The organism is Phytoactinopolyspora endophytica (assembly GCF_004138495.1).
Classification (GTDB): Bacteria; Actinomycetota; Actinomycetes; order Jiangellales; family Jiangellaceae; genus Phytoactinopolyspora; species Phytoactinopolyspora endophytica.
Genome location: NZ_ML142854.1, coordinates 339,349 through 345,776, shown reverse-complemented (window position 1 = coordinate 345,776; position 6,428 = coordinate 339,349). Strand labels below are relative to the sequence as shown.

Sequence of the window (6,428 nt, the reverse complement as noted above, 5' to 3'; positions counted from 1 at the left end):
CGCGATCTCCAGCCCGTGCCAGACACCCCAGCTCTCGTTGAACGGGACCCACGTCACCACACACGGATGACTGCGATCCCGCGCGACCGCCTCCAGCCACTCCCGGGTCAGCCGCTCGACGGTCTTCGGTGCGTACTCGTAGGCGCTGGGCATCTCGCCCCACACCAGCATGCCGAGCCGGTCGCACCAGGCCAGGAACCGCGGATCCTCGATCTTCTGGTGAATCCGGACGCCGTCGAACCCGAGCGCCTTGGCCAGTTCGACCTCGCGGCGCAACGCGTCGGCGGACGGCGCGGCGAGGTGTGAACGAGGCCAGTAGTTCTGGGCCAGCACCAGCCGCAGGAAACGCGGCTGGCCGTTGAGGAGGAACCGGCCGTCCTTGATCCCGACGCTACGCAGGCCGACGTAGGACGAGACCTCGTCGACCTGGCGACCGCCGTCTAGTATCTCGACGCGGGCGTCCAGCAGCGTGGGCTTCTCCGGGCTCCACAGTAGCCGGGCCTGCTCCAGCTGATGCCGAGCGGCCGGGATCGCGATCTCCCAGCGACCGTCCGCGCGTGCGGTGCGGAACGTCTGGTCCGCCAGTACCTCGTCGCCCAGGGAGAGCACGACGTGCACGTCCACGGAGGTCTCCGGCCGCCCGGAAAGCTCCGCCTCGAGGGTCACGGCGGCACCGGCGACATCCGGCGTCCAGTGCAGCCGGCGCACATACAGGGCCGGGACCACCTCCGCCCAGACGGGCTGCCAGATACCGGTGGTCCGGTGGTACCAGACCCCGTGCGGCTCGTCGCGCCAGTCCTGCTTGCCACGCGGCTGGGTCGCATCGTCGCGCTCGTCCTCGGCACGTACGACGACGACCTGCTCCTCACCGGCGACGACGGCGTCGGTCACGTCGAGCGTGAACGGCGTGTGCCCGCCCTCGTGCTCGCCGACGTGCACGCCGTTGAACCAGACGTGCGCCCGGTAGTCCACGGCGCCGAAATGCAGCAGAAGCCGTTCACCGCGACCCGGCATCCGGTTCAGCTGCACGGCGCGGCGATACCAGACCACCGTCGGACAGTCCGGGTCGTGCACGCCGGACATCTCGCTCTCCGGCGGGTACGGCACGGTGATGGCGCGCGTGAACGGAGCGGCGTCGTGGTGCCAGCCCAGGGACCGGCCGCTGTCCCTGTCGTCCACCGCGAACCCCCATGGGCCGGACAAGTCCTGCCAGCCCGGGCGGACCAGCAGCGGACGGGGGTACTCGGAATCGATCGTCACGGATGCCCTCTCGTGCGCTCTCGGCGGTTCGGTGCTGTCGTGTGCGCATGCGGCAGCGTCACCACGCCGCCAGCCGGGGATTGCTACGGTCTTCGACGGCGACCATGACGTCGATCAGTTTCTCCTGCAGCTCGACGCGGGTTTCGCGGTGCGCATCGTCGTGCCAAAGGTTCGTCAGCTCACGAGGGTCGGCGGACAGTTCGTACAGCTCGCCGGTGCGGTCCCGGGCACTGGCCGGTGCGCCGTGATGGATGACGAGCTTCCAGCGATCGTGGCGCAGCATCGTCACGTGCACGGCCGGATCGTCCGGATGGCCGCTGTCGCGGTAGTGGCACAGTGCCCAATCCCGCCAGCCCGCCGCGTCGTCGTCGTGGATCAGCCGGATCAGGCTCTCGCCCTGCATTCGCTCCGGGACGTCCACCCCGGCGGCCTGCAGGAACGTCGGTGCCAGGTCGATCCACTGCACCAGCTCCGGACGACGGTCACCCGGCTTGGCGACCCCGGGCCAGCGCACGATCAGTGGTACCCGGACCGCGCACTCGTACATGAACGGGCCCTTCAGCATCAGCTGATGATCCCCGAGCATCTCGCCGTGGTCGCTGGTGAACACAACGATCGTGTTGTCGGCCTGGCCGGTCTCGTCCAACGCGTCGAGGATCCTTCCGACCTCGTCGTCGACCAAGGACACCATGGCGTAATACGCCTGCCGGACCTCCATCAACTCGGCCTCTGAGTAGTCCACGTAGCCGCGGGCGACGCCGCCGTAGGACGCCTTGGACGCTTCGGTGAAGATCGACGGTTTGCCGTCCAGTTCGCCGTCGCGGGTGACCGGGCGCGGCAGCGCCGCTGGATCGTAACGCCGCAGGTACTCGTCGGGTGCCCCGAAGCCGTGATGCGGGTCGAAGAAATTGGCGACGAAGAAGAACGGCTTGCCCTCCTCCCGAGAGGACTGCAGAAAGTCGACGGTCTCCTCGCCGATCCAATGGCTGTAGTGCGCCTCGGTGGGCAACGTGTCCCAGGTATACGTGCCGTCGCGACGCACCATCGCCTCATGCAGCTTCGGGAAGCGTGCCTTCAACCACCGGTGATAGGCGTTCTCCGACGAGCCCGGGTACGGGTCGTGCGCCCACCGGAACACCCGGAAACCGTCGTCCAGCCGCGGTTCGGAGCGGCCGTCTTGGCAGGCTCCCAGGTGGAACTTCCCCACCAGCCCGCAGTCGTACCCCGTGTCGGCCAGCAGCCGGCTGAACAACAGCTCGTGGGGCTCGAGATCGACGCCGTTGGCGTGCAGTCCGTGCGACGGGACGTACCGCCCCGTCATCAGGCTCGCCCGAGACGGTCCACAGACCGGGTTCTGCACGTAGCAGTTCTCGAACACCGTGCCCTGCCCGGCGAGCCGGTCGAGGTGCGGTGTCGCGATGTCCGGATTCCCGTACGCGCCCACGGCATCGAACCGCTGCTGGTCAGTGCAGATCAACAGGATGTTAGGGCGGGTCATGACGAGGTCACACCGCTCCGTCGATGTCGCGCCGTCATCGCTGACTACCTAGCGTCAGCACCGTCACCGAGTGCGGCGGGATCACCCACGTTCCGCCGGACGCCTCGACCTCGCCCAGGTCGCGGACTCCGATGGTGTCCGGCGCGTTCAGATCGTTGACCGCGTACAGGTCGGGGATGTCTCCCCCGAGGGTCCGGACGTGCGCACGCCCTGGGGTACTGTCCGCGGCACCGTCGAACACCGGCCGCAACCGCACGGCCTCGTCGCGGTGCCGGTTGACGACGGCGAGCCGGATCGAGCCGTCGTCGGCGCGGGTGGAGCACACGTCGACATACGGCACCGTCATCGGTGTGGAGACATGTCGGCCTGTACGGTCCCTGTCGTCTCCTCGCCTGACCGCCGTCGACCGCGCCGGGCCATCCACCTCGCAGGGCAACACAGTCCGTCCGGTGTGATGCCGATACAGATGCCAAACGTGGTAGATCGCGGACCGCAGGGCACCCTTGGGACGAGCGACTACCAGGCCGTTGGCGTTGACCAGGTTCACCGGATTCGCCATCGACACCGGGGCAGGCTGACCGGCCGTCCGGTGGATGGCGTGGAATACTCCGGCGCAGAAGACCGCGTCGCCGATCGTCCGAGGGCTGTATCGGTTGACTCGGAACCGGTCCACAGGCCCATCCGGCTCCGGTGCCTCCCGGGGCGCGATGCCGCCGTCATCGCCGGGTTGTGGCTGCGGCCAGTCCGCGGGCTCGAGGTGACGCATCGTCCACTCGTCGAGGGTCAGCGCCGGCGGGCGGTCCAGACCGGCACCCGTGGCGATCTCGGCCACCAGCTGAGAGTAGGTGTTGAGCTCCTGTTCAAAGTAGAGCGCCTGCGCGACCACATCGTCGTAGTCGTCCGCCGTCCACAGCCGGGTGCTTGCCCCGTACAGGTGGATCGATAGGTAGTCCAGAAACTGGCCGACCTTTGATACCACTTCTTCCGTCCAGTCCTGCCGTTGGTGGAAGCCAACACCGATCAGCTTGATGTCGGGGTCGACCGCGCGCATGAACCGGGCGTGCTCAAGGGCGTCCGCGGCGTACCGTTCGGCGCTGCGGTGGCCCATCTGCCACCGGCCGTAGACCTCGTTGCCCACACCCCAGTACCGAACCTTCCATGGCTCGGCGCGCCCGTTCTCGGCACGTCGCCGCGCCAGTGTCGTCTCCCGGGCGGAGTTGGTGTACTCCACCCAGCGCACCGCCTCGTCGACGTCGCGAGCGGAGTGGACCAGGTAGGGATCCGCACCCACCGCCTCGCACCACGCCAGGAACTCGTCGGTGCCGAACCGGTTGGTCTCCAGCTCTCCCCAGGCCAGCTCCAACCGGGTCGGGCGCTCGTCTCGCGGGCCGATGCCGTCCTGCCAGTGGTAGGGCGAGGCGAAGTTGCCCCCGGGCCAGCGGATCGCGCCCGGCTGCAGCTCCCGGCACAGCTCGAGGACGTCGGCACGGACACCGTTCAGGTGGCCGGGCTCGTCCACGGACAGCGGCGATCCCTCATCGAACACACCTCCCTCGATGTTGCCGAAGAAGGCCGACTCCAGGAAGTGGCCGTAGATGTCGTCGTCGACCTTCCCGGCCGGGTGGCGTGTGTCGACGGTCACGAGGGCCTCACGGCCGACGGCACGATCCTGATGGTGAGGGTCGGGCATGTGAGCGGGCTCCAATCCAGTCGTTCTGGTAGTTCCGGTCATTGCTTCACCGCTCCCGCGATGCTGTCCACGAACTTTCGCTGCAGAACGACGAAGACGGCGATCACCGGTACAAGCGAAATCACCGCAGCCGCGGCCATGCCGGACCAGTCGGTGTCGTATTCGCCGACGAAGACGGTCATGCCGACCGCCAGCGTCCGCAGGTCTGGATCGCTGAGTGTGAACACCAGCGGCAACAGGTACGTGTTCCAGGCGAAGAGGAAGGTGAGGATGGTGACCGTGGCAGTGATCGGCCAGGCGAGCGGGAGCATCACCTGGAAGAAGATCCTGAAGTGTCCGGCCCCGTCCAGGCGCGCACACTCCTCCAGTTCCTTCGGCAGCTGCCGGAAGTAGCCCGCATAGAGCAGGGTCGCGGCGATCTGTCCGCCCCCACCCAGACCCAGAATCACTCCGAGATGGGTGTTGAGCAGACCGAGCTGGTCCGTCAGCTGGGTGATCGGGATGATCGTGTATCCCTCGGGCAGGAAGAACGTGATCAGGAAGACGGCGATCAACGGCTTCTTGCCGATGAAGTCGAACCGGCCCAGCACGTACCCGGCCAGGGCGCTGCGGATCACGATCAGCAGCACCGTGCCGCCGGTGATGAGCACCGAGTTGAGGAAGTACCTGTCGAATCCGACCTCGGTCCAGGCGCGGCTGTAGTTCGCCCAGACCGGATCCTCCGGCAACAGGTTCAGTCCGCTACCGAAGATCTCCGACGACGACTTCAGCGATGCCGAGATCAGCCAGATGAACGGGTAGATCCATAGGGCGGCCAGCGCCAGCAGACCGACGAACGACACGGTCTGTCCCGGGCGCGGACGGCGCAGGAAACGCGACGAGCGCTTCTGGACTGCGGGCGTGTCCAGGCCGCGGCTGGAGCCGGGTTCGGCCGCGATGCGTGGCAGTGTCATCTCGCCCCTCCCGTCTGCTGCCGGGCCCAGCGGATGCCGAGGGCCTGGACGACGGCGATCACCATCGTCAGCAGCCCGAACAGCACGGCGGCGGCCGAGGCGTAACCGAGCTCAGGAACAGTGGCCTGGAAGGCCGTGCGGAAGATGAAGATCTCGATCACCTCGGACGAGAACGATGGGCCTCCACCGGTGAGGGTCTGCATCAGATCGAAGACGTTGAGCGCCGCCACCGTGTCGATCAGCGTGATGATCACCAGGAACGGCACCAGCATGGGCAGCGTCACGTGCCGGAACTCGCGCCAGCCTCCCGCACCGTCGATCATGGCGGCCTCGTGCACCTCTTGCGGGATGGTCTGCAGCGCGGCCAGCCAGTAGATCATGGTGATGCCCAGCCACTTCCATACCCAGACCGCGATCCCGGCATAGAGCGAGGTGTCCGCGTCCGCAACGAAGTTCGCCGGCGAGTCGAGCAGGCCGGACTTGACCATGGCGAGACTGACCGGGCCTCCCGCATCGAGCAGCAACGTGAAGACGATGCCGATGATCGCGCCGGTTGTGACGACGGGCAGGAAGAACAACGTGCGGAAGAACCCTTTGAAAGGCGTCCTCTTCCGGTTCAGCGCCAACGCCAGGGCCAGCGCCAGCCCCACCCGGAGTGGCACGGCCACCGCGAGGAAGACAATCGAGTTCCAGAACGCGTTCCAGAACAGATCGTCCTCCAGCAGGCGTTCGAAGTTCTCGACGCCGATGAATGTTCCGCTGGCCGCGAAGCTCGGCCAGTCCAGGAACGCGTACCACCAGGAGGCCACCAACGGATAGACCGTGTACGCGCCGTACCCGAGCAGGGTGGGCAGCAGGAAAAGGTAGATCCACCAGTCTTTCCGGATGCGGCGTAGCCGTCCCCGCCGCCGAGGACGCGGACCCGGCGGCGTGGTGCGGCTCGGCTGTTGAGTCGTTGCCATCGTGTTCAGCGCTCGTCGTAGGCCTGCTGGTCGTAATCCACGCTCGGATCCCAGTTGGAGAAGAC

5 protein-coding genes are annotated in these 6,428 nt (G+C 67.2%); all 5 read right to left on the bottom strand.

The genetic code is table 11. From position 1 onward, the window contains the following. A partial coding sequence (locus ELR45_RS14655; protein ID WP_205856600.1) for a glycoside hydrolase family 2 protein occupies positions 1–1,260 on the bottom strand: 1,260 nt, incomplete at its 3' end. Between the two features lie 58 nt (positions 1,261–1,318). Then, on the bottom strand, positions 1,319–2,758 hold the full coding sequence (locus tag ELR45_RS14650) for a sulfatase family protein (RefSeq protein WP_129667054.1): 1,440 nt from the start codon (positions 2,756–2,758) through the stop codon (positions 1,319–1,321). Positions 2,759–2,792: 34 nt separating this feature from the next. Beyond that, the gene (locus ELR45_RS14645; protein WP_240759715.1) at positions 2,793–4,400 is read right to left on the bottom strand and encodes an alpha-L-arabinofuranosidase C-terminal domain-containing protein; all 1,608 of its coding nucleotides are present in this window, start codon (positions 4,398–4,400) and stop codon (positions 2,793–2,795) included. Positions 4,401–4,486: 86 nt separating this feature from the next. Further along, positions 4,487–5,401, bottom strand: a complete 915-nt coding sequence (locus tag ELR45_RS14640) for a carbohydrate ABC transporter permease (protein ID WP_129667052.1) — start codon at positions 5,399–5,401, stop codon at positions 4,487–4,489. Beyond that, positions 5,398–6,363 (bottom strand): carbohydrate ABC transporter permease, encoded by a 966-nt coding sequence (locus ELR45_RS14635; RefSeq protein ID WP_129667051.1) that lies wholly within the window; start codon positions 6,361–6,363, stop codon positions 5,398–5,400. The genes ELR45_RS14640 and ELR45_RS14635 overlap by 4 nt, the downstream gene beginning before the upstream one ends. Positions 6,364–6,428: the final 65 nt, after the last annotated feature.

Coding starts and splice junctions, on each gene's coding strand:
- ELR45_RS14640 (WP_129667052.1), bottom strand. CDS start 5,401: ATGACACTGCCACGCATCGCGGCCGAACCCGGCTCCAGCCGCGGCCTG.
- ELR45_RS14635 (WP_129667051.1), bottom strand. CDS start 6,363: ATGGCAACGACTCAACAGCCGAGCCGCACCACGCCGCCGGGTCCGCGT.
- ELR45_RS14650 (WP_129667054.1), bottom strand. CDS start 2,758: ATGACCCGCCCTAACATCCTGTTGATCTGCACTGACCAGCAGCGGTTC.